Source organism: Roseibium sp. RKSG952, assembly GCF_009711355.1.
Window position 1 is genome coordinate 1 of record NZ_SMMF01000047.1, and the last position, 223, is coordinate 223.

A 223-nucleotide genomic window follows, 5' to 3' on the forward strand; every position below is an offset into this window, starting at 1 on the left:
CAGATCGATCAGATAGGTGAGATGTGACAGGATCCGGTCTGCCGGCAGGCCGAAATCGATCAGGCAGGCCAGTTCGTCGATCCCGAGTGCCTGCCAGTAATTGACACGCTCGAGAACCTCCCCTGGTGTTCCAAACAAGCCTTTCGATTTCTGGAACCGCGCGACCGCATTGTCGATCAGCGCCTGATCCGTCTCCCGGCTGTTTCCGATATCGTCATAGGTC

Annotated in this window: 1 pseudogene; it reads right to left on the reverse strand. The window is 57.0% G+C overall.

The window, feature by feature from the left end:
• Window positions 1-223: pseudogene (locus E1297_RS48640) on the reverse strand (siderophore biosynthesis protein); the annotation flags it as partial.